General features: G+C 64.6%; 23 protein-coding genes. 2 read left to right on the plus strand and 21 right to left on the minus strand.

Annotated elements, in window-relative coordinates:
* Nucleotides 1-42 precede the first annotated feature (42 nt).
* The 3 genes from ACSVIK_RS06225 to ACSVIK_RS06235 form a co-directional block, all read right to left on the minus strand.
* Complete coding sequence (locus ACSVIK_RS06225; RefSeq protein ID WP_442443495.1) at nucleotides 43-501, minus strand: metallophosphoesterase family protein; 459 nt, start codon at nucleotides 499-501, stop codon at nucleotides 43-45.
* Between the two features lie 164 nt (nucleotides 502-665).
* Entirely contained in the window at nucleotides 666-1,478 is an 813-nt protein-coding gene (locus ACSVIK_RS06230) for a formate/nitrite transporter family protein (RefSeq protein ID WP_442443496.1), read from the minus strand.
* 37 nt (nucleotides 1,479-1,515) lie between these two features.
* Nucleotides 1,516-1,665 carry a hypothetical protein gene (locus ACSVIK_RS06235; protein WP_442443497.1) on the minus strand — a complete coding sequence of 50 codons (150 nt, stop codon included), beginning with the start codon at nucleotides 1,663-1,665 and terminating at the stop codon, nucleotides 1,516-1,518.
* A gap of 351 nt (nucleotides 1,666-2,016) precedes the next feature.
* On the opposite strand from ACSVIK_RS06235, the gene ACSVIK_RS06240 reads away from it, so the two are divergent.
* A complete protein-coding gene (locus ACSVIK_RS06240) occupies nucleotides 2,017-3,288 on the plus strand; it encodes a nitrate- and nitrite sensing domain-containing protein (RefSeq protein WP_442443498.1) in 1,272 nt (423 codons plus the stop codon).
* A gap of 51 nt (nucleotides 3,289-3,339) precedes the next feature.
* On the opposite strand, the gene ilvD is transcribed toward ACSVIK_RS06240, so the two are convergent.
* Entirely contained in the window at nucleotides 3,340-5,178 is a 1,839-nt protein-coding gene (ilvD, locus tag ACSVIK_RS06245; RefSeq protein ID WP_442443499.1) for a dihydroxy-acid dehydratase, read from the minus strand.
* Between the two features lie 439 nt (nucleotides 5,179-5,617).
* Here ilvD and ACSVIK_RS06250 point away from each other — a divergent pair, with 439 nt between their 5' ends.
* Nucleotides 5,618-6,460, plus strand: coding sequence for a poly(ethylene terephthalate) hydrolase family protein (locus ACSVIK_RS06250; protein WP_442443500.1), 843 nt, complete (start codon nucleotides 5,618-5,620; stop codon nucleotides 6,458-6,460).
* 210 nt (nucleotides 6,461-6,670) lie between these two features.
* Here ACSVIK_RS06250 and ACSVIK_RS06255 read toward each other — a convergent pair whose 3' ends face one another.
* From ACSVIK_RS06255 to ACSVIK_RS06335, 17 genes are all read right to left on the minus strand, one after another.
* Complete coding sequence (locus ACSVIK_RS06255; protein WP_442443501.1) at nucleotides 6,671-7,735, minus strand: protein-glutamate methylesterase/protein-glutamine glutaminase; 1,065 nt, start codon at nucleotides 7,733-7,735, stop codon at nucleotides 6,671-6,673.
* Nucleotides 7,732-8,238: a chemotaxis protein CheD gene (locus ACSVIK_RS06260; RefSeq protein WP_442443502.1), complete on the minus strand. Its 507-nt coding sequence runs from the start codon at nucleotides 8,236-8,238 to the stop codon at nucleotides 7,732-7,734. The genes ACSVIK_RS06255 and ACSVIK_RS06260 overlap by 4 nt, the downstream gene beginning before the upstream one ends.
* Nucleotides 8,231-9,040 (minus strand): CheR family methyltransferase, encoded by an 810-nt coding sequence (locus ACSVIK_RS06265; RefSeq protein ID WP_442443503.1) that lies wholly within the window; start codon nucleotides 9,038-9,040, stop codon nucleotides 8,231-8,233. Before ACSVIK_RS06265 ends, ACSVIK_RS06260 begins: the two co-directional genes overlap by 8 nt.
* A gap of 14 nt (nucleotides 9,041-9,054) precedes the next feature.
* Complete coding sequence (locus ACSVIK_RS06270; protein WP_442443504.1) at nucleotides 9,055-9,564, minus strand: chemotaxis protein CheW; 510 nt, start codon at nucleotides 9,562-9,564, stop codon at nucleotides 9,055-9,057.
* 50 nt (nucleotides 9,565-9,614) lie between these two features.
* Nucleotides 9,615-11,234, minus strand: coding sequence for a methyl-accepting chemotaxis protein (locus ACSVIK_RS06275; RefSeq protein ID WP_442443505.1), 1,620 nt, complete (start codon nucleotides 11,232-11,234; stop codon nucleotides 9,615-9,617).
* Entirely contained in the window at nucleotides 11,231-11,782 is a 552-nt protein-coding gene (locus ACSVIK_RS06280) for a chemotaxis protein CheW (RefSeq protein ID WP_442443506.1), read from the minus strand. The genes ACSVIK_RS06275 and ACSVIK_RS06280 overlap by 4 nt, the downstream gene beginning before the upstream one ends.
* A 3-nt stretch (nucleotides 11,783-11,785) precedes the next feature.
* Nucleotides 11,786-13,900: a methyl-accepting chemotaxis protein gene (locus ACSVIK_RS06285; RefSeq protein ID WP_442443552.1), complete on the minus strand. Its 2,115-nt coding sequence runs from the start codon at nucleotides 13,898-13,900 to the stop codon at nucleotides 11,786-11,788.
* An 86-nt stretch (nucleotides 13,901-13,986) separates the two neighbouring features.
* Complete coding sequence (locus ACSVIK_RS06290; RefSeq protein WP_442443507.1) at nucleotides 13,987-16,143, minus strand: chemotaxis protein CheA; 2,157 nt, start codon at nucleotides 16,141-16,143, stop codon at nucleotides 13,987-13,989.
* Nucleotides 16,140-16,448, minus strand: coding sequence for an STAS domain-containing protein (locus tag ACSVIK_RS06295; RefSeq protein ID WP_442443508.1), 309 nt, complete (start codon nucleotides 16,446-16,448; stop codon nucleotides 16,140-16,142). The genes ACSVIK_RS06290 and ACSVIK_RS06295 overlap by 4 nt, the downstream gene beginning before the upstream one ends.
* A gap of 15 nt (nucleotides 16,449-16,463) precedes the next feature.
* Nucleotides 16,464-16,832, minus strand: coding sequence for a response regulator (locus ACSVIK_RS06300; RefSeq protein ID WP_277373094.1), 369 nt, complete (start codon nucleotides 16,830-16,832; stop codon nucleotides 16,464-16,466).
* 11 nt (nucleotides 16,833-16,843) lie between these two features.
* Nucleotides 16,844-18,046 carry a methyl-accepting chemotaxis protein gene (locus ACSVIK_RS06305; protein WP_442443509.1) on the minus strand — a complete coding sequence of 401 codons (1,203 nt, stop codon included), beginning with the start codon at nucleotides 18,044-18,046 and terminating at the stop codon, nucleotides 16,844-16,846.
* Between the two features lie 1,238 nt (nucleotides 18,047-19,284).
* Nucleotides 19,285-19,914, minus strand: coding sequence for a response regulator (locus ACSVIK_RS06310; RefSeq protein ID WP_442443510.1), 630 nt, complete (start codon nucleotides 19,912-19,914; stop codon nucleotides 19,285-19,287).
* Nucleotides 19,911-21,716, minus strand: coding sequence for a PAS domain-containing sensor histidine kinase (locus ACSVIK_RS06315; RefSeq protein ID WP_442443511.1), 1,806 nt, complete (start codon nucleotides 21,714-21,716; stop codon nucleotides 19,911-19,913). Before ACSVIK_RS06315 ends, ACSVIK_RS06310 begins: the two co-directional genes overlap by 4 nt.
* 83 nt (nucleotides 21,717-21,799) lie before the next feature.
* On the minus strand, nucleotides 21,800-22,855 hold the full coding sequence (locus ACSVIK_RS06320; protein WP_442443512.1) for a protein-glutamate methylesterase/protein-glutamine glutaminase: 1,056 nt from the start codon (nucleotides 22,853-22,855) through the stop codon (nucleotides 21,800-21,802).
* Nucleotides 22,852-23,370 carry a chemotaxis protein CheD gene (locus ACSVIK_RS06325; protein WP_442443513.1) on the minus strand — a complete coding sequence of 173 codons (519 nt, stop codon included), beginning with the start codon at nucleotides 23,368-23,370 and terminating at the stop codon, nucleotides 22,852-22,854. Before ACSVIK_RS06325 ends, ACSVIK_RS06320 begins: the two co-directional genes overlap by 4 nt.
* Nucleotides 23,363-24,184 (minus strand): CheR family methyltransferase, encoded by an 822-nt coding sequence (locus ACSVIK_RS06330; protein WP_442443514.1) that lies wholly within the window; start codon nucleotides 24,182-24,184, stop codon nucleotides 23,363-23,365. The genes ACSVIK_RS06325 and ACSVIK_RS06330 overlap by 8 nt, the downstream gene beginning before the upstream one ends.
* The gene (locus tag ACSVIK_RS06335) at nucleotides 24,181-24,687 is read right to left on the minus strand and encodes a chemotaxis protein CheW (protein ID WP_442443515.1); all 507 of its coding nucleotides are present in this window, start codon (nucleotides 24,685-24,687) and stop codon (nucleotides 24,181-24,183) included. The genes ACSVIK_RS06330 and ACSVIK_RS06335 overlap by 4 nt, the downstream gene beginning before the upstream one ends.

A 24,687-nucleotide genomic window follows, 5' to 3' on the forward strand; every position in this document is an offset into this window, starting at 1 on the left:
CTGTTTTTGTCCACCATGGATTGGCACAGCGGTGGACGGATTTCAGACCTGCAGCGTGATCAGCTCGGCGCGTATCTGCTGGCCGTCGATATGCAGGAGGCCCACGCCGATGGGCAGCTTGAAGCGCCGCGGCCCGGCACTGCCGGGGTTGAGGTAGAGCACGCCATTACGCTCCTCATGCAGCGGCTTGTGCGAGTGCCCGGCGATCACCGCATCGATGCCGTCGGTGGCCGGGTCGATGGCCAGTTGCTTGAGATCGTGCAGCACATGCAGCGTGACGCCGCCAAACGTCAACGTAAGGCGCTCGGGAATGGCATCGGCCCAGGGCTCCTGATCGTTGTTGCCGCGCACCACCGACAGCGGCGCGATGCGCTCCAGCTCGGTGAGGATATGCGGCCCGCCAATATCGCCGGCATGGATCAGGTGGTCGACACCCTGCAAAGCCGCCAGTGTCTCTGGGCGTAGCAGGTTGTGGGTGTCGGCGATCAGGCCGATGCGCATGATGGGCTCCTGAGCGTGAATGCAGGAGCCAGCTTGCTGGCAATCGCGCCCGGATGCAAAACCTGGTTTCAGCAGCAAGCCTGGCCTGGCTATGGGCGCGGCATGCACCCGCGTCGCCAGTGATCACTGCAAGGCCCCGGCAGGGGCCTGCAGCATGAGGTTGCTCAGGCCAGGGTGCGCTTGGCCGAGGTCTTCACATGGGTGGCATAGAGAGTCAGGCCGGTGAAGGCCAGGCCGCCGACCAGGTTGCCCAGGGCGGTGGGGATCTCGTTCCAGATCATGTAGTCGGCGATGGAGAAGCCGCCGCCCATGATCATCGCCGAGGGGAACAGGAACATGTTCACCACCGAGTGCTCGAAGCCCATGAAGAAGAACAGCATGATCGGCATCCACATGGCGATCACCTTGCCGCTCACCGAGGTGGAGATCATCGCGCCGACCACGCCCATGGACACCATCCAGTTGCACAGCATGCCGCGGATGAAGATGGTCAGCCAGCCGGCCAGGCCGTATTCGGCGTAGCCCAGGGTGCGGGCCTCACCGATGTGCGCGATCTTCTCGCCGATCGCGCCGGGGCTGGTGGAGAAGCCGTAGGTGAAGACGAAGGCCATCATGAAGGCCACCAGCAACGCGCCGGCGAAGTTGCCGAGGAACACCAGGCCCCAGTTGCGCAGCACGCCGGACAGGGTAACGCCCGGGCGGCGATCCAGCAGGGCCAGCGGGGTGAGCACGAAGACCCCGGTGAGCAGGTCGAAGCCCATCAGGTAGAGCATCACGAAGCCCACCGGGAACAGCATCGCACCCACCAGTGGGCTGCCGGTCTGCACGGTGATGGTGACCGCGAACACCGCTGCCAGGGCGAGGATGGCGCCGGCCATGAAGGCGCGGATCAGGGTGTCGCGGGTGGACATGAAGATCTTCGCTTCGCCGGCGTCGACCATCTTCTTGGCGAACTCTTGCGGGGCTAGATAGGACATGGGCGTATCTCCGAAAAGCGTGGGACGTTGGGTTGGGTCACGCGGCAGTAAGCAAAGGATCGGTGCCTTGCGCAGGGACGCCGATCAGGGGCGTCGGCCATAGGGCCAGGCGCAATTCGCTATGCATCAGGGACAGGCCGTCGCGCGGCTTGCGTATGGAGCGCTGCGGGGCGAGGTAGGTGCACATGGCGTTTCTCCGGTGAAAAAAAAGCGCCTGACCCCCCGGGAGAGGGTCAGGCGCCTTTGCCTGTTCTTGCATCTGCGATGTGGGCGAACGCGGGCATCGCCGCGCCGTTCGCAAGTTCGATCGCTGCATCAGCCGTGCCAGCTTCTCGAAAAGCCCTTGCAAGGCGGGGTTCCGCTGGATTGCGCCCCGCACGGGATGGGTTCGGGCTGTAGCGCGGGTTTCGTCACGGTGCGCCTGCCCGGCGCATTGCACCAAAACTGCACGCTGAACGGCGTCTAACGCGATGACAGCGCCTTGTCAGGCTGGAGCGCTAATTGCACCGCAAGGGTATCTTCTACAGGTGCTTGCTCCATGTCCGACCCGCAGTTGCCACCCGTCCTGCGTTTCATGATGGCTGCCCGCCGCTGTGAGCTGCTGGGGCTGCAGAGCCTTGCGGCGACCTGTGAGCTGGTGGTCGCGGTGAGCCGGCTGGTGCATGCGCTGCAGAAGGAGCGCGGCTACTCCAACCTCTACCTGAGCAACCACCTAGCGCGCTGCCTGCCGTTGCTCGATGGGCACAGCGATGATGCACGGGCGATGGAGCGGGAAGTGCGCGGGCGGTTTTCCGAGATGGATCTGGAGGGCGGCGCCGCGCTGGAGCGTGCACGTCTGTTCAACCGCATCGCCCATGTGCTGCACGGCCTCGACGAACTGCCGGCACTGCGCCGACGCATTCGCGAGCAGGACGTCCAGGCTGGCGAGGCCACGGCCGTGCTGACCCGCCTGATCGGGGGTTTGCTCGGGGTGGTCTTCGAGGCCGCCGACATGGCAGTGGATCCGCCCCTGGCACGGCGCCTGGTGGCGCTGTTCAACTTCATGCAGGGTAAGGAGCTCGCCGGGCAGGAGCGTGCCATCGGCGTCGTCGGTTTCGCCCAGGGGCATTTCCAGAGCGCGGCACTGGAGCAACTGCGCCACCTGCAGGAGGGCCAGGCGCGGGCTTTCGAGAGCTTCCTGGAGTTCGCCAGCGAGCCCGCGCGCCGCGCCTGGGAAAAACTGCTCGAGGAACCGACGCTGGGCGAACTGCAGCGGCTGCGTGAGCTGGCTACGCGGATCTCGGCGCAGTCTCCGCTGGACAGCGGCCTCGGCGAGCTTTGGTTCGACCTGGCGACGCGGCGCATCGATGCCATGAAGCTCATCGAGAATGATCTGGCGACCGATTTGCGCAGTTCCTGTCGGCAGAGCATCGACGAGGCCGCCGCCGATCTGGAGAGCCATCGCGCCTTGCTCAAGCGTTTCGCCGCGCTGGAGGCGGGGGGCGGCCAGGCGGTGCTGTTCAGTTTGCAGGGCAGCAGCCTGGATACGGCACCGCCGGATGGCGTGGGCAATCAGCTAGGGCGCTCGTTGCTCGACCTGATGCAGGAGCAGACGCAGCGCCTGCAGCAGGCCAACGACGACCTGCGTCAGGCGCGCCAGCGTCTCGATGAGCGCAAGCGCCTGGAGCGCGCCAAGGCACTGTTGATGCGTGAATACCGCTTGAGCGAGGCCCAGGCTCACCAGCGCCTGCAGCAGGCCGCCATGAGCCGTGGCCTGTCGCTGGTGGAGGTGGCGGACGGCCTGCTCGAGCAGATGGCGCCAAAACGCTGAGCCCACAACGCACGATGCCGCCCGTAGGCGGCATCGTGAAGGTCGGCTGGCTCAGCCTTCGAGCATGCGCTTGTCGCGCACCGCACCCTTGTCGGCGCTGGTGGCCAGCAGGGCGTAGGCCTTCAGCGCGGTGGATACCTTGCGTGCGCGCGGCTGCGCCGGTTTCCAGCCCTTCTTGTCCTGCTCGGCGCGGCGCTCGGCCAGTTCTTCATCGCTGACCAGCAGGTTGATGCTGCGGTTGGGGATGTCGATGAGGATCTTGTCGCCGTCCTTGACCAGGCCGATGGCACCGCCGGCAGCCGCTTCCGGCGAGGCGTGGCCGATGGACAGGCCGCTGGTGCCGCCGGAGAAGCGGCCGTCGGTGAGCAGGGCGCACTGCTTGCCCAGGCCCTTGGACTTCAGATAGCTGGTGGGGTAGAGCATTTCCTGCATGCCCGGGCCACCTTTCGGGCCTTCGTAGCGGATGATGACGATATCGCCCGGCTTCACTTCGTCGGCGAGGATGCCTTTGACCGCACCGTCCTGGCTCTCGAAGATCTTCGCACGGCCCTCGAAGACATGGATGGATTCGTCCACCCCAGCGGTCTTCACCACGCAGCCGTCGAGGGCGATATTGCCGTACAGCACGGCCAGGCCACCTTCCTGCGAGTAGGCGTGCTCAACCGAACGGATGCAGCCGTTCTCGCGGTCGTCGTCCAGGCTCGGCCAACGGGTGTCCTGGCTGAAGGCGATCTGGGTGGGGATGCCGCCCGGGCCGGCCTTGAAGAAGGTGTGCACGGCTTCGTCTTCGGTCTGGGTGATGTCCCACTGGGCGATGGCGTCGGCCATGCTCGGGTTGTGCACGGTGGGCACGTCGGTGTGCAGCAGGCCGCCACGGGCCAGTTCACCGAGGATGGAGAAGATGCCGCCGGCGCGGTGCACGTCTTCCATGTGGTACTTCTGGATGTTCGGCGCCACCTTGCACAGTTGCGGCACCTTGCGTGACAGGCGATCGATGTCGCGCAGGTCGAAGGGGATCTCGGCTTCCTGGGCGGCGGCCAGCAGGTGCAGGATGGTGTTGGTCGAGCCACCCATGGCGATGTCCAGGGTCATGGCGTTCTCGAACGCCTTGAAGCTGGCGACGTTGCGCGGCAGCACCGATTCGTCGCCTTCGCCGTAGTAGCGCTGGCACAGCTCGACGGCCAGGCGGCCGGCGCGCAGGAACAGTTGCTCACGGTCGGCGTGGGTGGCCAGGGTGGAGCCGTTGCCCGGCAGCGCCAGGCCCAGAGCTTCGACCAGGCAGTTCATCGAGTTGGCGGTGAACATGCCGGAGCAGGAGCCGCAGGTGGGGCAGGCGCTGCGCTCGTATTCGGCGACCTTCTCGTCGGAGCAGGAATCGTCGGCGGCCACCACCATGGCATCGACCAGATCCAGGCCATGGTTGGCCAGCTTGGTCTTGCCGGCTTCCATCGGCCCGCCGGAGACGAACACCACCGGGATGTTCAGGCGCAGGGCAGCCATCAGCATGCCGGGGGTGATCTTGTCGCAGTTGCTGATGCAGACGATGGCGTCGGCGCAGTGGGCGTTGACCATGTATTCCACGGAGTCGGCGATGATCTCGCGGCTCGGCAGGGAATAGAGCATGCCGTCGTGGCCCATGGCGATGCCGTCGTCCACGGCGATGGTGTTGAATTCCTTGGCCACGCCGCCATGGCGCTTGATCTCGCGGGCGACCAGTTGGCCGAGATCCTTCAGGTGCACGTGGCCGGGCACGAACTGGGTGAAGGAGTTGGCGATGGCGATGATCGGTTTCTTGAAGTCTTCGTCCTTCATCCCGGTGGCGCGCCACAGGGCACGGGCGCCGGCCATGTTGCGGCCGTGGGTGGAGGTTTTCGAGCGGTAATCGGGCATGACGGTTTCCTGCGGCTGATCAGGTGATGTGCGTTGCTGAGCGTCGACTGAGCCGGATGCAAACGGAAGGTGGCCGTGCGTTCGGCGGGGCCGCAGGACGCCGCGGGGTGGCCGCGCGTCTGGCCCGTGCTCAGGGCCCGCCAGGGGATGAATGGCGAGAGATGCGCTGATTCTACGCCGGCCACCGGCGCAGCGCCAAGGCGCGGCTGATTGCCGGTGCCGATGGCTGTCGCTCCTTGGTGTTATGCCATTCATCCGGTTGCGCCGTTCGGGCGACTATGACGTCACTCTGTGCTCATCTAGGCTGCGTGATGGTGCGCTCTGCTTATCGGCAGGGGCCCACGTTCGCCAGCGCAAGCTAGGAGGTGTGCTGCGCCGCCCTATCTGGTGGTTCGCGGGGCGATGGCGACTCGTACAACAATGGAATGAGGAACCTTCGATGCTTAACGTGAAACTCGCTGGCCTGGCGGTCTCCTGCCTATCCGTCTGCGCCGCCGTCACGGCTGCTCCCCTGCCGGATACACCGGGAGCGCCATTTCCAGCTGTCGCCAGTTTCGACCGCAGTGGCCCCTACGCCGTCAGCAGCCAGAGCGAGGGGCCGAGCTGCCGCATCTATCGGCCCCGCGATCTGGGGCAGGGCGGCGTGCGTCATCCGCTGATCCTCTGGGGCAATGGCACCGGTGCCGGGCCGTCCACCTATGCCAGCTTGTTGTCGCACTGGGCAAGCCATGGTTTCGTGGTGGCGGCGGCGGAAACCTCGAATGCCGGTACCGGGCGGGAAATGCTCGCCTGCCTGGATTATCTGGTACGTGAGAACGACAGCCCCTACGGCACCTATGCCGGCAAGCTCAATACCGGGCGGGTCGGTACCTCGGGGCATTCTCAGGGCGGTGGCGGCTCGATCATGGCGGGGCAGGATACGCGGGTGCGCACCACGGCGCCGATCCAGCCCTACACCCTCGGCCTGGGGCACGACAGTGCCTCGCAGCGGCGTCAGCAGGGGCCGATGTTCCTGATGTCCGGTGGCGGCGACACCATCGCCTTTCCCTACCTCAATGCCCAGCCGGTCTACCGGCGTGCCAATGTGCCGGTGTTCTGGGGGGAGCGACGTTACGTCAGCCATTTCGAGCCGGTCGGTAGCGGTGGTGCCTATCGTGGCCCGAGCACGGCCTGGTTCCGCTTCCAGTTGATGGATGACCAAAGTGCTCGCAGCACCTTCTACGGCACGCGTTGCAGTCTGTGCACCAGCCTGTTATGGTCGGTCGAGCGCCGCGGGCTCTAGCAGGCTGTTGAAAAACTACCTGCGTTGGCAATACTGCGTTAAAAACAGCCTCAAAATGCTCATTTACAGCACGTAAACTGCGCTTTTTCGGCTGTTTTTGCCTTGTCTTGCCTGCCTCGCCTACGTTTTTCAACGGCCTGTATAGCGCTGCGCCATGCTCCGCCCTGTGGGGCGGAGCTTCAGGCGTTCGATGCTCAGGTTGTAGAGGCGCTAACCACGCAGAATGGCCGCTGGAATCTGCTCCAGCGGAATTTCCCGGCTGACCCCGCCGAGCTTCATGGCTTCCTTGGGCATGCCGTAGACCACGCAACTGGCCTCGTCCTGGCCGAGGGTGAGGGCGCCGGCCTCGTGCATCTCGCGCAGGCCACGGGCACCGTCGTCGCCCATGCCGGTCATGATGATGCCGGTGGCATTGGCGCCGGCGGCACGGGCAGTGGAGCGGAACAGCACGTCCACCGAGGGTTTGTGCCGGCTGACGGGCGGGCCGTCGACCACTTCCACCATATATTGCGCGCCACTGCGCTTGAGCAGCATGTGACGGCCGCCGGGGGCGATCAGGGCGCGGCCGGGGATGACCCGATCACCGTGCTTCGCTTCGCGCACTTCGATCTGGCACAGGGCGTTGAGGCGTTCGGCGAAGGCAGCGGTGAACTTCTCCGGCATGTGCTGGACGATGACGATGCCCGGGCACACGCGCGGCAGGGCGGTGAGCACGTACTCCAGGGCCTGGGTGCCGCCGGTGGAGGTGCCGATGGCGACGATGCGCTCGGTGGTGCGGGTCATGGCGCCTGGGCCGCCGGCTGGGAGGATCGCATCAGCGCTGAGCTTGGGCGCGGCTGGCTGCTGCGGCGGCTTGGGCGTGAGCCGCTTGAGGCGGGCCTGGGCGGCGGCGCGGATGGCGCTGGCCAGTTCTTCGGTGGCTTCCAGGAGGAACTGACGCAGACCGGCCTGGGGTTTGGTGACGATGGCCACGGCACCGGCGGCCATGGCTTCCATGGTGGTGGCGGCGCCTTTTTCCGTTAGGGTGGAGCAGATCACCACCGGGGTGGGGCGTTCGGCCATCAATTTCTTGAGGAAGGAGATGCCATCCATGCGCGGCATTTCCACGTCCAGCACGATCACGTCGGGCCACTCGCGTTGCATCTTGTCCAGGGCGAACAGCGGGTCGGCGGCGGTGCCGATCACCTCGATCCCGGCGTGTTCGGACAGCGTGCCACTCAGTACCTGGCGTACGACGGCGGAGTCGTCGACGATCATCACCTTGATCTTGTTCATTTTGGCGCCTCGTAGCGGCGTGTAGCGATCTGTTGTTGGGAGGGGCTGCGCATCATGACCTGGCCACTCCAGACGTCGAAAATCAGGTTGCGATAACCCGCGCCTCCTGCATCTCGGGCATGACAACGCAGGCCGTGCGCGGTGAGCAGTTCCAGGCCGGCGTTGACGTTCGAGTCGCCGATGTTGCTCTGCGTCAGGCTCGTGAACATGTTACCGCCGCCGAACAGGCTGATGCGGTAGTCCTTGGCCTGGGTGCCACTGGCGCGAATCTCGCCGAGCAGCAGGTGCAGCGCCTCGTCGGCGTAGCGGCCATCGAACTGGCTGCCGCGATGGCGGCGGCTGGGCAGCATGTAATGACACATGCCGCCGAGCAATTCACGCTCGTGCCATAGCACCAGCGAAACGCACGAACCCAGCAGGGTACGGATGCGCGTGTGACGGTCGCCGAAGTACAGGTCACCTGGCTGCAGGAAGACTTCGATGACGCCGTCGGGCTTATGCATGGGGTTTCCGGTAAATGGACGGGCGCAGCGGCTGCAGCTCGTCGCTGATGCCGTTGAGGCTTTCCGAGTGGCTGACGAAGAAATAGCCACCGGGGCGCAGTCGCGCGCTCAGGCGCTGTACCACCTGGCGCTTGGTCGGCTGGTCGAAATAGATCATCACGTTACGCAGGAAGATCACGTCGAACAGGCCCACCTCGGGCAGGGCGTTGTTGAGGTTGATCTGACGGAAGTCGATGCGCTTCTTCAGCGCCGACTCCAGGGTGAACATGCCGGCATGCTGGCCGGTGCCCTGCAGGCAGTGGCGGTGCAGCAGCTCACGGGGGATGCCGGTGGCGTCCTCCAGTGGGTAGATGCCGGCACGTGCCTTGTCGAGAATGCGCGTGCTGATGTCCGAGGCGAGTATCTCCCATTGCCGCGTGCCCAGGCAGTCGGCCAGCAGCAGGGCCAGGGTGTAGGGCTCCTCGCCGCTGGAACAGGCCGCGCTCCAGATGCGCAGGGGTTGGCTGCCAGTGCGCAGATCATCCTGCAGGCGTTCACGCAGGAAGTCGAAGTGCTTGGGCTCGCGGAAGAAGTAGGTCTCGTTGGTGGTCAACAGGTCCACGGCCGTCTGCAGTTCGGTCTTGTCCTTGAGCAGCAATTGGAAGTAGTCGCCGAAACTGTCCAACTCGTAATGGCGCAGACGCTTGCTCAGGCGTCCGACTATCAACTGGCGTTTGGCCTCGCTCATGGCGATGCCGGCGATCTCGTAGATCATGTCGCGAAACTGCTGGAACTCGCGGTTGCTCAGGCTGGTGGTGGTCATTGCGGGCTCCAGGGTCAGGCCGAGCGGGGCAGGTCGGCGCTGGCCAGCAGGCGCAGATCGTCGAGCGACAGCACGCGGCCAATGTCGATCAGCACCACCAGACGGTTTTCGAGCTTGCCCATGCCGATGAGAAAATCGGTGGGAATGTGGCTGCCGAAGCTGGGCGGCGGCTCAATATCTTCTTCGGGAATCTCCAGCACGGCATTCACCGCTTCGACGACGATGCCGATGACCTGTTCGGCGCCCTCGCGCTGCACTTCCAGAATGACGATGCAGGTGCGCCGGCCTACCTGGGTGGCGCCTTGGCCGAAGCGCTGGCGCAGATCCATGATCGGCACCACGCCGCCGCGCAGGTTGATCACGCCGAGGATGCTCGGGGGCATCAGCGGCACCGAGGTGAGGTGGCCGTATTCGATGATCTCGCGCACGTTGTGCGTGCCCACGGCGAAGATTTCTTCACCGAGGGAGAAGGTCAGGTACTGCTGGCGGGTGTCCGTGGCCGTCGCTGGGTTGAAGCTGGACATGAATCGCTCCTGGGGCACCCCCTGGTGCCCGGCTGCGAAGGTGGGACGGATCAGTGCTGGAAGCGAATGAAGCCGCCAGACATCGATGGCTGGGCGAACGACTTGCTGCCGCTATCGCCGCTGTCATGCTGGGTAGTCGCTTGCTTGCTGCGCTCGGGGCGCTTGTTGCCGCTGCTGTTGATCTTGAAGAAGTCCATCAGTTGCTGCAGTTGCTCGGCCTGGCCACTCATTTCCTCGGCGGTGGCGGCCAGCTCTTCGGAGGCCGATGCCGACTGCTGGGTGATGCTGTTGAGCTGAGTCATGGCACTGTTGATCTGCCCGACCCCGGAGCTTTGTTCTTCGGAGGCAGCGGAGATTTCCTGCACCAGATCGGAGGTCTTGTTGATCGTCGGCACCATCTCGTCGAGCAGGGTGCCTGCGCGCTCAGCCAGCGACACGCTGCTCTTGGCCACTTCGCTGATTTCCTGGGCGGCAATCTGGCTACGCTCGGCCAGCTTGCGCACTTCGGCGGCCACCACGGCGAAGCCCTTGCCGTGTTCGCCAGCGCGGGCCGCCTCGATCGCGGCGTTGAGCGCCAGCAGGTTGGTCTGGTAGGCGATGTCGTCGACGATGCCGATCTTGTCGGCGATGGTCTTCATGGCTGCCGTGGTGTTCCTCACGGCCTGGCCACCCTCTTGAGCCTCGCGTGCGGCCTTGCTGGCCATGCCATCGGTGATCTTGGCGTTCTCGGTGTTCTGCGCGATGGAGGCGGACATCTGTTCCATCGAGGCGCTGGTTTCTTCGACCGAAGCCGCTTGTTCCGAAGCACCCTGGCTCATGCTCTGGGCCGTGGCGGAGATTTCTTCGGAGGCGCTGGACAGCGAATCGGCGTTGCTGCGCACCTCGCTGATGATCTGCGCGAGTTTTTCCACCATGGCCTTGATCGCGGCCAGCATGCTGCTGGTGTCGCCCGTGTTGGTCTCGACGCTTACGGTCAGATCACCGGCGGCGATACGGCTCACCATTTCGGCGGCATAGGCGGGCTCGCCACCCAGTTGGCGCAGCAGGTTGCGGGTGATGAAGGTGCCGAGCAGGGCGATCACGATCAGGGTGATGACAGAAACCAGGACGGAGATGAGCGTGGCATGCTGGAGGGTATCCACCGCCTGTTGGCTGGCCTTGTGGGCCATCTCCACGTTGTAGTCGCGGTGCAGGTTGAAGTTTTGCCGCAGCGGCTCGATCGCGTCCCTGGTGAGGTTGATCATGGCTACCCGTGCTTCCTCGGTTCTGTTGGCACGAGACAGGGCGATGACGGTGACGGCGCCTTTCTGAAAGTCGGCAATGCCCTTGCGAGACAGATCCAGGTACTCACGATCCTGATCGTCGGAGAGCAACGTGCTGTAGAGCTGGATGCCTTCATGAATGTCGCTGTCGGTGGACTTGATGGCGGCCTCCAGCTCAGCCATTTCCTTTTCATCGTTACTGAGCAGGTGGTTGTAGATCAGTTGCAGTTCGCTGTTGACCGCATTGCGCAGCTTGTTCAGGGCCACCACGCTGGGCACCGAGTTGACGTTGCCGTAGTTGGCAGCGGTGTAGACCTGATTCATTTGCTGATAGGCGACTGCGGACAACAACAGGATGCCGAACAGAGCCGAGAGAACCAGAAGGATCATTTTCTTGCTGATGGTCATTTACTTGCTCCTGCGCGCTCGCGCGCATCGCATGGAAGGAGAGAGAGGTCATTGGATTGGCCTGCCATGGCTGCGATCTGGGTGACCGACAGCACTTGCTCCATGCGCAGCAGGGTGAGGAACTGCTCGTCGAGACGAGCCATGTCCTCGATGAATTCGCCGCTGATGCGGCTGCCGAACGCAGGGGCCTGACGGATGGCCCCCGGTTCGATTTCCACCACCGCGTTGACCGCATCGACCAGGGCACCCATCAGATGGGTCTCCTCCTCGTCGAGGATCTCCACAATGACGATGCAGGTGCGCGCGCCGAGGGCGGTACGACCATGGCCGAAGCGCTCGGCCAGGTCGATGATCGGCACCACGGCGCCGCGCAGATTGATCACGCCGCGTACCAGCCTGGGCATCATCGGCACCAGGGTGATCTGGTCGAACTCCAGGATTTCCCGCACGTAGCGAGTGGCGACGCCGTAGGCATCCTGGCCGACACGGAAGGTCAGGTACTGGCTTTGCTGTTCCTGGTTGGCGAGCAGGGCGAGATCGGTGGTCATGACTCAGCTCCCGAAGCGGATGAAGCCGCTTTCCTGTTCATCGGCCTGAGCCGGCTTGGCACTGCGTACGGTCGCTGCGGTCTTCACGACGCTGGCCGCTTTGCTGTGGCTGGACAGTTGGAAGAACTGCATCAGGTTCTGCAGGTTCATCGATTGCCCGGTCATCTCCTCGGAGGTGGCGGCCAGCTCCTCGGAGGCGGCCGCGTTCTGCTGGGTGATGTCGCTGAGCTGGGTCATGGCTGAGCTGATCTGGTTGACGCCGGTGTTCTGCTCCTCGGAGGCGGCGGCGATTTCCTGCACCAGGTCGGAGGTCTTGGAGATCGACGGCAGCATGTGGTCGAGCAGGGTGCCGGCGCGCTCGGCCAGCGACACACTGCTCTTGGCCACTTCGCTGATCTCCTGCGCAGCGACCTGGCTGCGTTCGGCCAGTTTGCGCACTTCGGCGGCGACCACGGCGAAGCCCTTGCCATGCTCGCCGGCACGGGCCGCTTCGATGGCGGCATTGAGCGCCAGCAGGTTGGTCTGGTAGGCGATGTCGTCGACGATGCCGATCTTGTCGGCGATGGTCTTCATCGCCGCCACGGTGTCGCGCACGGCCTGGCCGCCTTCGCTGGCCTCGCAGGAGGCCTTGCCGGCCATGCCGTCGGTGATCTTGGCGTTTTCGGTGTTCTGCGCGATCGAAGCGGACATCTGCTCCATCGCCGCGCTGGTTTCCTCGACCGAGGCAGCCTGGCTGGAGGCCGCATGGCTGAGGCTCTGCGCAGTGGAGGAGATTTCCTCGGCGGCACTGTTGAGCATGCTGGTGGACTGGTGCACCTGGCTGATGATGTCGGCCAGCTTGTTCACCGTGGCATTGAGCGATTGCTGCAGGTCGGCGAGATGCCCCTTGTAATGGCCCTCCATGGTCTGGGTCAGGTCGCCTTCGGCCAGGCCGGCGATCACGTTCATGGCTTCGCGCAGCGGGGAAATGATGGCTTCCAGGGTGTCGTTGATGCCCTCGACGATGCGGCGGAAGTCGCCCTGATGAAGGCTGGCGTCGGCACGGGTATCGAGGCGCCCGTCGAGTGCGGCCTGGCTGAGCATCTGAGTGTCTTCGATCAGCGCCAGAACGTTGCGGCGCAGAGTCTCGATGTTGTCGTTGATGAAGGCCTTCTTGCCAGGGAACTGCTCCAAGGGCGCCTTGAGGTCGCCTTCGCTGAAGGCCTTGATGCAGGCCATGGCCTTCTTCTTCACGCTGATATGGCCGGCGACCATGGCGTTGATACCCTGGGCGATCTCGGCATAGCTGCCTTGGAAGTGCGAGGCGTCGATCATCACATCGATATCACCCTTGTCGTGCTCCTCGGACATGTGGCGCATTTCGCTCATCAGGCCGGAGAGGTTGCCACGCAGGGTTTCGATGATGTCGTTGATGAAGGCTTTCTTGCCGGGGAACTGCTCCAGCGGCGCTTCGAGATCCCCTTCGGCGATGGATCTGACGCAGAACATGGCCTTCTTCTTCACGCTGATGTGGCCGGCGACCATGGCGTTGATGCCCTGGGCGATCTCGGCATAACTGCCCGGGAAGCGCGCGGCATCGATGACCACGTCGATATCGCCCTTGTCATGCTCGTCGGACATGTGGCGCATCTCGCTCATCAGGCCAGCGATATTGCGCCGCAGGGTCTCGATGTTGTCGTTGATGAAGGCCTTCTTGCCGGGGAATTGCTCCAGCGGTGCGCGCAGGTCGCCATCGGCGATCGAGCGTACGCAGGCCATGGCCTTTTTCTTCACCTCGATATGGCTGGCCACCAGGGCGTTGATGCCTTGAGCCACTTCGCCATAGAGGCCGGGAAGACGGGTATCGAGAATCACATCGATATCGCCACGGGCGTGTTCATCGCTGACCTGACGCAGGTTCTGCGCAAGCCCGCCAAGTTGGCCGGCGATCTGTTGCAGGTGCCCCTGCAGCGAGCCAGTCGTGGCCGATGGCTGTGGCTGGCGGCTGACTTCGCCGCGCGCCAGTTGCCCGGCGAATTCGAGCAAAGCCTGAGGCTCCGCGCCCAGTGACTGCAGGCTGCGCTGCAGCAGCAGGCCCTGGATGACCACGGCCAGGGCCGTCAGGATGGCGAGGGGCATGGCCACGCTGGCCGCCAGACCGAATGCCAGGATCAGCAGGGGGAGGATGGCGGTTGCGAGCAGAGCCGCGATACGAATGGAGAGGTTCATTGCACGGTACTCCTCAGTTGATTGGACTGGGTGACGGTTCGCGCTCCGCCGTGTTGCGTGACTTCGGCCAGCAGGCCTGGGATATCGAGGATCAGGGCAACGGCGCCGCTGCCGAGAATGGTGAAGCCGCTCAGCGCCGGCACCTGGCAGAACACCTTGCCCAGGGGCTTGATCACGGTCTGGAATTCGCCGAGCAACTGGTCGACCACCAGCCCGGCACGCACGCCGGCGTAGCTCACCACCACCACGTTCTCGCGGCGCGGCGGCTGGCTCTGGTCATCGAACATCTGCCGCAGGCGGATGAAGGGCAGCACGTTGCCGCGTAGATCCAGGTGCTGCTGCCCGGCGATCTCTTCGCTGGGCAGCTCGATGCATTCCTCCACCATGTCCAGCGGCACCACGTAGCTGGCCTGGCCGACACCGATGAGGAAGCCATCGATGATGGCCAGGGTCAGCGGCAGGCGGATGCGCACGCAGGTGCCCTGGCCCAGCTTGCTGTCCAGCTCGACGGTGCCGCGCAGGGCAGTGATGTTGCGCTTGACCACGTCCATGCCGACGCCACGGCCAGAGAGGTTGCTGATCTGCTCGGCGGTGGAGAAGCCCGGCTCGAAGATCAGGTTGAAGATCTCCTTGTCCGTGAGCTGCTGGCCTTCGCTGATCAGGCCGCGTTGGGTGGCCTTGGCCAGGATTTTCTGCGGGTTGAGGCCGCCACCGTCGTCGGAGACTTCGATGAGGATGCCGCCGGCCTCGTGGTAGGCATTGAGGCGCACCACGCCCTGCAGCGGCTTGCCAGCGGCACGGCGCACCTCGGCGGGCTCGATGCCATGATCCATGGCATTGCGCACCAGATGGGTGAGCGGATCGCCGATCTTTTCCACCACTGTCTTGTCCAGCTCGGTGTCACCACCGCTGACCTGCAGCACGATGTCCTTGCCCAGCTCCTTGGAGACGTCGCGCACCACGCGCTGGAAGCGGTTGAAGGTGGCGCCGATCTGCACCATGCGCAGGGTCAGGGCGCTGTCGCGCACCTCCTCGACCAAGCGTGAGAGGGTCTCGGCGGACTCACCCATTTCGCTCAGGCCACTGCGTTGGGCCAGCATGCGGGTATTGGCGCCGGCGATGATCAGCTCGCCGACCAGGTTGATCAACTGGTCGAGCTTGGTCGCATCGACGCGGATCAGGTTGGCGTCGCCATTGCTGCGAGCCATCTCCTTGCCGCTGCTGGCGCGTGTTTCGCTGGCCGCGGCCGGGACGCTGCTCTCGGTCGCTGCGGGTGTTTCCAGGTCGCTCGGTACGGCGACGCTGGTGCTCAGTTCCTCGCGGCTCAGGCCCGTGCAGCGCAGCAGGCGCTCGAGCTGTGCCGGGCCTTCGTCAGCGCGCTCCTGCAGCAGCGTCTGGAAGTCGCCCAGGCTGCTGCCCGGCGGCAGCAGGCGAATGCTGCCGTCCTCGCGGACGAACTCGAAGGCGCCTTCGATGGCGCTCGGCTCGGCGTCGCTGGCGAAGCTGACTTCCAGGCCCAGGTAGCAGGTTTCCGGATCCAGCGCCTCGAGCACAGGCAGGTGATCGAGCACCGTCTCGATGTGCAGCACCTGGCCGAGGGTGCCCAGGTAGCGAATGAAGGCCAGCGGATCCATGCCATTGCGCAGGGTGTCGGGGCCGAAGCGCAGCGACAGGTGCCAGTGCTCGCTGCCGCCGGCCGTGCTCGCTGCCGGGGCAGCGGCGGCCGGCTGCATGGACTGCTGGGCTGCGGGCTCGGTTTGCAGGTAGCGGCCGAGGGCCGTGACCAGTTCGCGGTCGTTGTCATGCACGCTTTGCGGCAGGTGCGCCAGGTCGCCTTCGGCGGCGAGATGGCGGATCAAGCCGGCGAGGTGATCACCGGCCTTGAGCAGCAGGGCGATCATCTCGGCGTCGAGATGCAATTCACCGCCGCGCACGCGGTCGAGCACGCTTTCGGCGACATGGGTGAAGGCGACGATGCCGTCGAAGCCGAACAGCCCGGCCGAGCCCTTGATGGTGTGAGCCGCGCGGAAGATGGCATTGATCAGCTCCGGGTCATCGGGGCTGTGCTCGATCTGCAGCAGGGCGTCTTCCATCTGCAGCAGCAGCTCCTGGCTCTCGGCGATGAAGGTGCCGATGATGCTGTCGAGGTTCATTGCTTGCTCTCCTGAGCGAGTAGCTGCTCACCCAGCCCAGCGAGCTTGAACAGCTCGGCCACGACAGGGCTGACGCCAGTGAAATGCAGGTCGATATCCATGCGCCGGGCCTGCTCGCAGGTGGCCAGCAGCAGTTGCAGCCCTGCACAGTCGAATTCATCGACGGCGCTCAGGTCGATTTGCAGCGCAAGCGTTCCTTGCAAGGCCGAATGCAAGCGAGGCTTGGTATCGGCTGCGGTGTAGATGCTCAGCGCTCCATCGAGATCCAGTTTCTGCGGAGCAGTGCTGTTGGGTGTGGCGTGCATGGTGGACCTCCTGACTCAGGGCAGGATCAGTTTGGAAACGGCCGTCAGCATCTGTGCCGGCTGAAAGGGCTTGACCACCCAGGCCTTGGCGCCGGCCGCCTGGCCTTCGCTCTTCTTCGCATCACCCGCCTCGGTGGTGAGCATGATCACGGGGGTGAACTTGTAGTTGGGTAGCTGCTTGACGTTCTTGAGGAAGGTGATGCCGTCCATGTTCGGCATGTTCACGTCGCTGATGATCAGGTGCACCTTGCGCCCGTCGAGCTTGGTCAAGGCGTCTTTGCCGTCGCAGCCTTCGATGACGTCGTAGCCGGCGCCCTTGAGGGTCATGCCCACCACCTGGCGGATGGAGGCGGAGTCGTCGACGATGAGAATGGTCTTGGCCATGAGGCGTGTCCTCAGAAGAAGGTGATGTCGGAGGCGGTGTCGGCTTTGCCGACGCTACGGCCCTGATGGATGGCATGCTGCTCGGGCATGGTGTAGCTGTGCGACAGCTCGTCGAGCCAGGTGCGGGCGTCGACTCGCTCGCAGGGCTCGCTCAGGTGCAGGCCCAGGCGCTGGATGTCGTCACGCATGTGGCCGAGCATCTGGCTGACCCGATCCTGGAACTGCAGCGCCACCAGCACCTCGGAGATTTCCGCGCCGACGGCCTGGTTTTCCTGGTGCAGCACCGAGCCGTGCTCGACCAGGCGAGTGGCGCTGCCGCGCAGGTCATCGATGAGCTGGCGAATGACCTCGCTGGCATTTTTCAGGGTGTGGGCGTCACGGTCGGAGTGCTCGTTGGAAACCTGCAGGGTGCGCTCGATGGCCGCGCTGACGGTCTCGATGGTGTCGTCGATGCGCTTGCCGGTGGCTTCGGAGAGGGTGGAAAGCTTGCGCACTTCGTCGGCGACCACGGCAAAGCCACGCCCGGCCTCGCCGGCGCGTGCGGCTTCGATGGCGGCGTTGAGGGCCAGCAGGTTGGTCTGCTTGGCGACGTCGCCCACCTCCTTGGCCATGGCGCGCAGTTGGCTGGTGTAGCCGCTGAGGCTGACCACTTCGGCCAGCAGGGTTTCCTTGCTGCTCAGGGCCTGGCGCAACTGGCTGACGATCTCTTCCAGTTCGCGCTCGCTGCTGCCCAGCAGGCCGAGCAGCGACTGCTCGTCGCCCTGCTGGTCGGCACTGATCACCGCACTGATGCGTTGGGCCAGTTGGGTGAAGCGGGCGCTGAGTGATTCGATGGCCGTCTCGGTGTGCTGGCGTGCCGCTTCGATCTGCTGCGACCAGACCGGTGACAGCAGGCGGCAGAGGTCATCCAGACCCTCGACATGACGCTTGGCCTCCTGCGCCTGGCCCAGCGCGAGTCCCTGCTCGTGAGCCAGGGCGATGGCCTTGGCGTGCTGGCCGCTCAGGCCGCGCAGGCTGAGATGCACCAGGGCGGCAGGCAGCACGGCGGCCAGCAGCCAGTAGTAGCTGGGAAACTGCAGCACCAGCCAGGCCAGCGACAGGCAGCCAAGGCCGGCCAGGATGGTTGGCAGCCAGGGGGTTCGTGGGGCAGTCGTCTGAGAGGTCACCTTCACACTCCATCGGGAAGCATGGCTGGGCGCGTATGGCCCGTTCATGGCTTTCAGAATGGCGTATGCGCGGCGAGCGGGGCATCGTCAGTTCCCGATGATGGCCTAGGGACACTCTGTTTCTTTGTAGGGATTTTCCTAGGGGCCGTTGAAGGCGATCTTGGCGTTGGCTGCCTGCGTCGTTCTACCTCCTGCATTCGTGCAGTCGTCGCCTAAGGTTTTCCAGGTTCTTCTTGTTTGAGGGAGCTGTCGTGGTGCCGGGGTGGCGAAGTTGTGTGTTGGTTTCGTTTATTTTCGGTGTTCGAGCTACTTATCGGCGTTCTGCTGATATCTCCCGTTTCGCCCCCCGGCGACCTTCTTTTGTCAAACGCCACAAAAGAAGGCAAAAAGGCTTGGCCCCGCCATCCGGCCCCGGCTGCGCCGGGGTTCGTTCGCTCCATCGTCGCTCCGAGGGTCGGCGTACATGGGCCATCCCTGGCCCATTACGCCTCTCGCCGCATCCCTGCGGCTCGCCCCTCTGCGCAACGATTCCACTCACCCTCCTGAAGGGGCCATTCGCGCGCCTGAACGAACCGAAATTCCAAGATATGCCCGGCGTGTTCTGGTCGCTGTGAAGTCGCGATGGGGCATCGGATTAAACCAATAGTTTCATTCGCGGGCGTACCGGGACGCCGGCCGCTCGGAAGCAGTACGCCGTTGGGAGTATTGGGCGTGAGCCGTGGTGCCGGTCTGGGCTTGGCCCGGCGGACTGTTCGCTGGCGCTCCTGAGTCCGCCCTACGGCTGCCAAGCATCGGCGTAGGGCGTACTCGCGAAGCAGTACGCCGTTGGGACAGGGGGTTACCTAGGGTTCAGGCGCGTGCAGAGCCCGCCCAGGAGGGCGAACGGAGTCGTCGTGGAAGAGGTTGAGCGACATGGATGTCGCGACGACTGCATGGATGCAGGAGGTAGAGCGACGCAGGATGCCAAAGCCGAGAGCCGCGATGGGCCAGGGATGGCCCACCGTCGGTGGGCCGCATCCGGTCGGGCCTCTGGAACGGCGATGGAGTGAGCGAACCCTGGCGCAGCCAGGGCCGGATGATCGGGCGGAGGGTTTTGGTGACTTTTGTCGGGCCGGCCATCCGGGGCAAAAGTGACTCGCCCGGGAGGGCGAAACCAAAGACACCAGCAAAAACGCGGCAATCCGGAACAGACACAAGAGCAACCAACACGCCAACACACAACCTTGCCAATCCGCTATCAGGCCGACTTCCCCGAGACTCCACGATGAACCTTTATCAACGCCCTGCTACCGGGACAATTGCTCCGTCAGCGCGAAGCGAATGATGTCGGCGTTGGAGTTGAAGCCCATCTTTTCCATCAGGCGGGTCTTGTGCGTGCTGACGGTCTTGTTGCTGATGGCCAGGCGCTCGGCGATCTGGTTGACGCTCAAACCATCGGCGAGCAGGCGCAGCACCTGGAATTCCCGATCCGAAAGGCTGTCCAGGCCGCTGTCACGCTGCTCGGCATTGGCGAACGCCAGTTGTTCGGCAATGCGCGGATCCAGATAACGACCGCCTTTGGCCACCTTGTTGATGACCGCGAGCAGGGTTTCGGCATTGTGATCCTTGGTCAGATAGCCGCTGGCGCCAGCGCGCAGGGCGCGTTGGGCGATCTGCGCTTCGTTGTGCATGCTCAGCACCAGGATCGGTAGCTTCTCGTAGTGGCTGCGGATGCGGGCGATGAGATCCTCGCCGCTGATGCCAGGCATGCTCATGTCCAGCAACACCAGGTCGACCTCGATATGGCGCAGGTTTTCCAGTACCTGGCCGCCGTTTTCAGCTTCCGCGACGACCTGCAGGCCACTGTCGAATTCGATCAGTTGCTTGAGGCCATTGCGCATGATGGTGTGATCGTCAGCGATCATGATGCGCGTCATGGGGTATTCCGCTTGGACTTGATGGGTAAGGTTGCCTGTACGGTGGTGCCTTGCCCAGGATGGCTGAAAATGACCACTTCGCCACCCAGGCTGATGCCGCGTTCGCGCATGCCGGCGAGCCCCAGCGAGCGCTTGCCGGCCGAGGCCTGGTCGAAGCCGCATCCGTTGTCGGTGATGTCCAGGCGACAGACGCCATCGACATGCTCCAGGCTGACCACGGCGCGGCTGGCGCCGGAGTGGCGGCCGACATTGTTCAGGGCCTCCTGGACGATGCGAAAGGCCGTGGTGGCCTGGTCGTCGGTGAGGGGCGGTTCGTCGCTATGGGTGGTCAGTTCGCACTCGATCCGGCTGTGCTGGCGAAACTCGCTGATCAGCCATTGCAGGGCGGGGTACAGGCCCATGTTGAGCACCGCCGGGCGCAGGCTGGTGGCGATGGAGCGCACCACCTGGATGGTGCGGTCGCACAGGCCCATCAGGCCATCCACGGCCTCGTTCAGGCCCGGCGCCTGGGCCCCGAACTGCAGATGCAGCATGGAAATACCCATGCGCAGGGCCGTCAGGTGCTGGCCCAGTTCGTCATGGATTTCCCGTGCGATCAGCTTGCGTTCTTCTTCGCGGGCCGATTCCCGGCGCGAGGTCAGCTCGCGCAGTTGCTGGTTGCTCTCGGCCAGACGCCGCTCGGCCTTGCGGATATTGGTGATGTCGCGGGCCAGGGAGAGGATGCTGACGATCTCGCCGCTGTCGTCGCGCTCGGGCACCAGGCGTACCAGATAGTGCTGTTGCTGGTCGGCAGGGGCGTCGAGGCCAAGGATCAGCTCTTCCTCGAGGGAAACGCCACTGCGGGCAACTTCCCGCGTCATTTCGGCGAGGATGTCGACCTGCGCGCTATCGCCGAAGGCATCCCGTGCGGGGCGACCCCTGGCCTCGACCAGGGGCATGCGGCACAGGGCCACGAGGGCCGGGTTGGCATAGAGCAGGCGGAAGTCGGGGCTCAGGCGCCCGATGGCGTCGGGGGTGTTTTCGATCAGGGCGCGGAACTGACGTTCATTCTGCTGCAGGGTGTCGGTCAGGCGCTGCTGCTCGGTGAGATCGTGCAGCACCGCAAGGCTGTAGCCACGCCGGTCGTAGTGGAAGCGGGTGAACTTCACCAAGACGTGGTAGTGGGCGCCGTCGACGGGGTTGCTCAGCTTCAGTTGGACGCTCTGTTGCTGTTGCACCAGTTCGCGCAAGGTCGGCTCGTCGTGCTTGGCCAGCGGCGGCAGGGCATATTCGATACCTTGTCCCACCAGATACTGGTGGCCCTGGCCGAGCAGGCGACTGGCGGCGTCGTTGAGGTACTGGATGTGCAGGTCTTCGTCGAGCAGCAGGGCGCCATCGGCGGTGTAGTCGAGGGCGGAGCTGAGCAGGTAGACCTGCTCGGCGCGCTCCTGGGTCGAGCGTGCCGGGGTGAAGCGTATCAACAGGTGGGCGGCACTGGTCTCGGTCTCCGGTATCCAGCAGACGCTGGTGCGCAGCCACCGATAGCCTTCCTGTCGGCAGTTGAGCCGCAGTTCCCCGCAGGGGATGTCCGTCTGCTGGCGCCTGGCGCGCTCGCAGGCGTAGTCGAAGGCGTCCTTGTCCTGTGGGTGCAGCCAGTGCACCAGCGGTTCGAGCGAGGGCAGTTGCACATTGGCGCCCAACAGTTCCAGCAGCGCGGGGTTGGCATGGCGCAGATGACCGTCCAGGCCGAGCAGGCCGAGGCCAAGAGGGGCTGAGCGCCAGGTCGCTTCGAGCAGGGCATTTCTCGCGTGATGATCCTTCACGGTGTTCCCCCGGTGACTGATCTTCCCAGTATGGGTCAATTTTCCTCAAGTCGCGTTCGACGGTCGCCTGCCCGAGCCGTCGCTCAACTGCGCAGGATATGGCCCGGTATCTGCTCCAGGGGAATCTCGCGGCTGACCGCACCGAGCTTCATCGCCTCCTTGGGCATGCCGTAGACCACGCAACTGGCCTCGTCCTGGCCGAGGGTATAGGCGCCGGCCTCGTGCATCTCGCGCAGGCCCCGGGCGCCGTCGTCACCCATGCCGGTCATGATGATGCCGGTGGCATTGGCGCCCGCTGCACGGGCAGTGGAGCGAAACAGCACGTCCACCGAGGGTTTGTGCCGGCTGACCGGCGGGCCGTCGACCACATCGACCAGGTACTGCGCGCCGCTGCGCTTGAGCAGCATGTGCCGCCCACCCGGGGCGATCAGGGCGCGACCGGGGATGACGCGGTCGCCATGGCGGGCTTCGAGCACCTCGATCTGGCACAGGCCGTTGAGGCGTTCGGCGAAGGCGGCGGTGAAACGCTCGGGCATGTGCTGGACGATGACGATGCCCGGGCACACGCGCGGCAGAGCGGTGAGCACGTATTCCAGGGCCTGGGTGCCGCCGGTTGAGGTGCCGATGGCCACGACACGCTCGGTGGTGCGCGCCATGGCGCTGCCCTCGGCCGCCGCTAGCACGGCATCGGCGCCGAGCTTGGGCGTGACCGGGGCTCTGCTCTTGAGCTGACGCAGGTTGGCTCGCGCGGCTGCCTTGACCGCACCGAGCAGGTCGTCGCTGGCATTGACCAGGAACTTGCTCAGGTTCATCTGCGGCTTGGTGACGATGCTCACCGCGCCTGCGGCCATGGCCTGCATGGTGGTACTGGCGCCTTTCTCGGTGAGGGTGGAGCAGATCACCACGGGCGTGGGGCGCTCGGCCATGAGTTTTTTCAGGAAGGTGATGCCGTCCATGCGTGGCATTTCCACGTCGAGCACGATCACGTCAGGCCATTGTCGCTCCATCTTGCTCAGGGCGAACAGCGGATCGGCCGCCGTGCCGAGCACTTCGATGGCCGGGTCGGCGGCCAGTACCGACGCCAGTACCTGGCGAACCACGGCCGAGTCGTCGACGATCATCACTTTGATGGGTTTCATCTGGGTTGGATTCCATGGGGAGCGCCGTTGTCCGTCGGGCGAGAAGACCGTTTCAGTGCCAACTGGCCGCTCCAGATATCGAATAACAGGTGCAGGTGGCTGGTACCACCGACGAGTTCGCCATGACTCACCAGCCCATGCTGGGCAATAAGCTTATGAGCCATGTCGACGTTCTGCTGGCCGATGTGGCTCTTGGCTCGTGGCTGCAGGGCGGGAAACATGTTGCCGCCACCGAAGATGCGCAGGTGATACTCGCTGGGGCGCGTGCCATGGGCAGTCATGGCCTTGAACAACAGGAGCATGGCCTCGTCGGCGTAGCGCCCGTCCAGTGGCAGGCCGGGCAGGCCACGGGTTGGCAGCATGTAGTGACACATGCCGCCCAGGCGATGGCGTGGGTGCCAGAACACCAGGGCGACGCAGGAGCCCAGCAAGGTGCGAATACGGGTGCCGGCCCCCGCGAAGTGCTGCTCGCCGGGGTTCAGATAGACGTCATGGGTCGTGACGGGCCTAGGCATCGGGGTTGCGGTAGATCGAAGGTTTCACGGCCTTGAGCCTGTCATCGATGCCGTTGAGGCTTTCCGAGTGGCTGATGATGAAGTAACCACCAGGGCGCAGACGGCTGGTCAGGCGTTTGACCACCTGGCGCTTGGTGTCGCCGTCGAAGTAGATCATCACGTTGCGCAGGAAGATCACGTCGAACTGGCCGGTCTCCGGTAGCGTGTTGTTCAGGTTGATCTGCTCGAAACGCACGCGGCGGCGCAGTGCGGGGTCGATCAGCAAGGTGCCCTCGTTGGCGCCCACGCCACGGAGGCAGTGGCGTACCAGCATGTGCCTGGGGATGTTTTCGCTGTCTTGCAGGTCATAGACACCGGCGCGGGCACGTTCCAGCACCCGTTGGCTGATGTCCGAGGCGAGGATTTCCCAGGGCTTGTCGCCCAGTACGTCGGCCAGCAGCAGGGCGATGCTGTAGGGCTCCTCGCCACTGGAGCAGGCACCGCTCCAGATGCGCAAGGGGCGGCCACTGGGCACGAATCCGGGCTCGCTCAGGCGCTCACGGAGAAAGTCGAAGTGCTTGGGCTCGCGGAAGAAATAGGTCTCGTTGGTGGTCAGCAGGTCGACGCAGATCTGCAGTTCCGCCGGGCTCTGGTTCAGCAGACGGAGGTAGTCGCCGTAGCTGTCGAGCTCGAATTCGCGCAGGCGCCTGCTCAGTCGCCCGGCGACCAGGGGTTTCTTGGTTTCGGACAGGCTGATACCGGCGATGTCGTAGATCAGTTGGCGAAATTGGGCGAACTCGCGATCACTCAGGCTGATGGTCGTGGCGCCGCTCATGAATCCGATCGCGCCGGGCCGGATTGCGCGCCGGCCTGGTCGAGCAGGGCGATTTCGTCGTCGGAAAGTACCTTGCCGACCTCCAGCAGCACCACCAGGCGCTCGTTCAGCTTGCCCATGCCGCGAATGAAGTCGGCGCGGATACGCTTGCCGAAGCTGGGCGCCGGTTCGATCTGGTCGCTGCTCAGCTCCAGCACCTCGTTGACCGCATCGACCACCATGCCGATCACCCGCAGCCCCTCGGCGGTGGCGATTTCGAGGATGACGATGCAGGTGCGCGGGCCGATGGCGGTGGCCTGGCCACCGAAGCGCAGGCCGAGGTCGATGACCGGCACCACCGCACCGCGCAGGTTGATCACGCCGAGGATGCTCGGCGGCATCATCGGCACGCTGGTGAGCTGGCCGTACTCGATGATCTCGCGTACGGCATGGATATCGACGGCGAACAGTTCCTGCGCCAGGGTGAAGGTCAGGTACTGGCCGGCGGCGTTGGCAGTGGCCAT

The organism is Pseudomonas sp. NCHU5216 (assembly GCF_052156495.1).
Classification (GTDB): Bacteria; Pseudomonadota; Gammaproteobacteria; order Pseudomonadales; family Pseudomonadaceae; genus Aquipseudomonas.